We start from the raw sequence: 3,914 nt of genomic DNA, 5'->3' as shown, positions 1-3,914 counted from the left end.
AAATTGTTGCCGAGTAATATTGCTGGGATAATTTTTCATAGCTTAAACTCGCTTTTTACATAGAAGTATATCAAAAATCATAGATCTTGGACAGCTTCTTACGATCTGTTAATAAAGCAATCGGTGAAAGAATTAAAATAATCACCGCTCCTACCAAATAAGTATGACTAAAGGCATGACTGATTTGTCGCTTTTTAGCATGCTTAATTTTTCCCATAGAATTCATTAAAGCTTCTTTTTGTGCCATTTGCTTGAGACCAACCAGCAATTTGTGTGGGCCTTGATTTATTTGTTGATTACTCGCATAATCTTATTTCCATGAAATATCATGCAACAATATATCATGTCATGATATATTGTTGCATGATATTTCATAATATGCTATTATTTACTTGCAAATAAGGAGGCACACTATGAAAATAATTACTTTTTCAGCCATTAAGGGCGGAGTTGGAAAAACAACTTTAACTTTCAATTATGGTGAATGGTTATCTAGTAAGGGTTACAATGTTTTGATGATTGATAGTGATCACCAGTGTAGTTTGACCCAAACTTATGATATTTATAAAGATCATGATACCTTAGCTAATGTTTTTACAAAAGATAATGAAAAAGTAGAAATTATTGAGTTACACAAGAATCTGTCAATTATCCCTGCTTCTATGAATCTAGATACAATTAACAATGATCTTCAAACTAGAGCAAACAAAGAATTATTAATGTACATGTGGTTTTCAGATAACTATAATGAACTAAAAAAATTCAATTATGTATTGATAGATACGCATCCTGATTTTTCAACTATCACACAAAATATGATTGTAATTTCTGATTTCGTTTTCAGCCCAATTGAACCAAGTGAATACGGTTTTATTTCAAAAAGTAATTTGGAATTAAGAATGAAACAATTGAAACAAGATGTAATTAATGTCGAAACTCGACAAAGTTTTGTCACAGCGGAACTTAAATTCATTGGAAACCGGATAAAACATAATACTAAGTCATCTCATGAGTTTGTAGAACAAATGAAAAAAGACCCGCGGACAATTGCACTAATTCCTGAAAGAGAAATATTCAATAAAACAACTCTTAATCACAAACCGCTGATTAAGATGGAGCAAGAAAACAATTCAACACAAAGGGCCAAAGAATTTTTCGAAAATATCGACAATATCTTTGAAACCTTTGCGAAGCAATAGCGTAATATGATATGTCATGCTATATCATATTATGAGACAGAAAGGACTAGTATAATGGCATTTGAAGATAAAATGAATCAACTAAAAAATAGTATGAGCAGCAAACCTGCTAAAAATGAACCAACTGCACCTAGAATTTCAAAATCTTATACTTTGAAGCAAGATATTGCTAATGAACTAACTAGACGTGCAAAAGAGAAAGAATTAACAGCTTCCAGATATTTAGAGAAACTGCTAAAAAAAGAATTTAATCTTTGATTTTCGCTAATTGAAAAAGGGGTAAAATCATGGAAACTACAATGAACGAGATATTCCTTGTTGCTTGTATTATTATTTTTTGGCTATTTCCCGTTATCGGCATTTTGAAGAGACATAAAATAGGCAATCGTTTCTTTTTTAGACAATGGTTATTCCCGTTACAATAATGGTTACAAGTACTATTTGAAAAATGGAGTGGTAATCGTCGATCAGTTATCCGTATATTACAAATGATATCCTTGTTTATTACTTATTTATGCGGACCGATCATGCTTTTGATTTTCAGTGCTTTCAACGAATACTTTCTTAAACACCCAGAGGCATTTATATTATTCGAATATTTACTGATATCTTCCGGCTCTTATTGGTTCAAACCCAAAGTAGGCAAAGTGTACAAGACCAAATAAAGTTGCCGGCGGGTAAGCGCTATGCTAGACTAAGATTAATATGGCAACCGAATAAAAGATCAAGCTAAACAGAAAAAAGTCCCCAATTCACGAGGAATCAGGGACTTCAGGTTTAGCAAGTAGCTATCTGACAGCTACTTAGATTCAGTCGATTTAGACCGCCAAGTAAAAATCAACTGAATATTGTTCTTAATTTGTAGGTTAATTATACCGCAAACCGGTCCAAAAGGACAAGTTAAGGATAGTTAAAAAACAAATTAAATCCAATGGACTAAGTAGCCAACAGAAGCTGCCTAGTCCATTTTTGTTTAGTTGCTATAAATTAAAAAAGTTGCCGGTTGGGCAACTCACAAACAGACACATGCTGATGAAATTGCAAAGCCATCACTACCAAATGTACGCTTTGTAACTTAGTTAAAGCATATCAGATTTGTATTTTAAAGCAAATCAAATGTTTTGGCAACTCTCTTTTGGGACAGCAGGTGTCAGTCAAGAAGGGAGTTTTTATGATGGATCAAGCAAATTTTGATTTTTATAAAAAAGATAACGTTTATGGAACTTTATTTTTTCAATTTCCCAAGGTACTAATGTACGGAGAAAAATATAAACACCTAAGTAGTGATACTAAACTGGCTTACATGGTTCTCAAAGATCGGCTAGAATATTCATTACGAAATAACTGGGTTGACGAAAATGACAATGTTTATTTTGTCTTCACAAACGAAGAATTAAAAAAACTATTTGACTGCTCAAATACAAAAATTGCAAAAATTAAAAAAGAGCTTGAAGGTGCTCATTTATTAATGCAGAAAAGAATGGGTTTTCAACCAAAAGCCGGCCGCCAATTACCCAACCGATTGTATTTAGCGGAATTAAAAGTTAATGAAAAAGATGTTTATTTAAGAGAAAAGAATCTAAATAGCTCCCAATCCCTTGATACGAGCAGACTTCCGAAAAACGGAAATCAGCATGAGACCGTTGAATCCCTTGATACAAGCAGACTTCCGAAAAACGGAAATCAGCATGAGACCGTTGGTAACATATCCCAATCCCTTGATACAAGCAGACTTCCGAAAAACGGACACGATCTATATAAAGAACCTAGAAGCTTAGATACTAATAGATACAATATAGATACTCAAAAGTTGGACTTTTCCACAGCCCAATTCTCACCAGCAGAAATTCAAAAGCAAAACCAGGATTTGGTGAACCATGCTAATGACTTCTTAACTAATGAAGATAGTGGCTTACCGGTTTTCTTAGAACCCGAAGCCGTGCAATTACTAAGTTTCTGGTGCCGCACTCCGCAACAAATGCGGCGCTTCATTGGCATTATCTTAAATGCTAAGTACCGAGTTGAGAAAGATCACAAAGATATTGGTGTCATAATCCCACTTGATGATGAGGAACTGAAACCTTTAATGACTAAAGCCTTGAGACGCTACTTTAACGCCCTAAGAAGCAATGAGAAGCATATCAAGAACGTGGAGAACTACTTATACGGCACCATGCAAAACCTATTTGGGATTTGGTGGAATAAACAAGCGGCTAGAGAATATGCGGCTAAACACCCCGAAGAAGAAAAGTCGGCCGACAACGATAACAGTGGGTTGTACTACTAGTCCTAAAAGGCTACAAAATCCTTTCTAAGCGGTTTTAAGACTTACTAACCTATTTATACTTAAGTTAGATTTAAATGGCTTAAACAGAAGAATAGGGGCTTTTAAATGAGCGCCAGAGCTAACTAGGCTAACCAGCTCAAAAGTTCAGCCTTTAGATCAACGCCAAGCTCAAGTGATTTGAGGCCAAGGCTTTATCTATTGATAAGGTACTCAAAAGGTAGTATAATGGTAGTAGCAAAAGAAAGGAGATGAGACAATCATGGCAGTTAAGGAAAAGAAACGGGTCCAAGTCAAGATTGATAAAGATTTGGCCGATGATACCGAAGCAATTTTAAGCGAATTGGGCTTAAATCCAACCACGGCCATTAACATGTTTTACAAGCGGATTGTTGCTAATGGTGCTTTACCTTTTAATGCGTCTTTAAGCG

General features: G+C 34.6%; 5 protein-coding genes. 4 read left to right on the top strand and 1 reads right to left on the bottom strand.

Going from position 1 to position 3,914, the window contains the following annotated elements; all coding sequences use genetic code 11:
- Positions 1-70: 70 nt before the first annotated feature.
- Positions 71-247, bottom strand: a complete 177-nt coding sequence (locus FFM73_RS12165) for an MFS transporter (protein WP_137631914.1) — start codon at positions 245-247, stop codon at positions 71-73.
- Between the two features lie 166 nt (positions 248-413).
- Here FFM73_RS12165 and FFM73_RS12160 point away from each other — a divergent pair, with 166 nt between their 5' ends.
- The 4 genes from FFM73_RS12160 to FFM73_RS12140 all read left to right on the top strand — a co-directional run.
- On the top strand, positions 414-1,199 hold the full coding sequence (locus FFM73_RS12160; protein WP_054712564.1) for a ParA family protein: 786 nt from the start codon (positions 414-416) through the stop codon (positions 1,197-1,199).
- 54 nt (positions 1,200-1,253) lie between these two features.
- Complete coding sequence (locus FFM73_RS12155; protein ID WP_054712561.1) at positions 1,254-1,457, top strand: hypothetical protein; 204 nt, start codon at positions 1,254-1,256, stop codon at positions 1,455-1,457.
- 913 nt (positions 1,458-2,370) lie between these two features.
- Complete coding sequence (locus FFM73_RS12145; RefSeq protein ID WP_373278678.1) at positions 2,371-3,486, top strand: replication initiator protein A; 1,116 nt, start codon at positions 2,371-2,373, stop codon at positions 3,484-3,486.
- A gap of 259 nt (positions 3,487-3,745) precedes the next feature.
- On the top strand, positions 3,746-3,914 hold a 169-nt coding region (locus tag FFM73_RS12140; RefSeq protein WP_137631913.1), incomplete at its 3' end, for a type II toxin-antitoxin system RelB/DinJ family antitoxin.

The organism is Secundilactobacillus hailunensis (genome assembly GCF_005405185.1).
Classification (GTDB): Bacteria; Bacillota; Bacilli; order Lactobacillales; family Lactobacillaceae; genus Secundilactobacillus; species Secundilactobacillus hailunensis.
This window is presented reverse-complemented; position numbering and strand designations above follow the sequence as displayed.

Coding starts and splice junctions, on each gene's coding strand:
- FFM73_RS12165 (WP_137631914.1), bottom strand. CDS start 247: ATGGCACAAAAAGAAGCTTTAATGAATTCTATGGGAAAAATTAAGCAT.
- FFM73_RS12160 (WP_054712564.1), top strand. CDS start 414: ATGAAAATAATTACTTTTTCAGCCATTAAGGGCGGAGTTGGAAAAACA.
- FFM73_RS12155 (WP_054712561.1), top strand. CDS start 1,254: ATGGCATTTGAAGATAAAATGAATCAACTAAAAAATAGTATGAGCAGC.
- FFM73_RS12145 (WP_373278678.1), top strand. CDS start 2,371: ATGATGGATCAAGCAAATTTTGATTTTTATAAAAAAGATAACGTTTAT.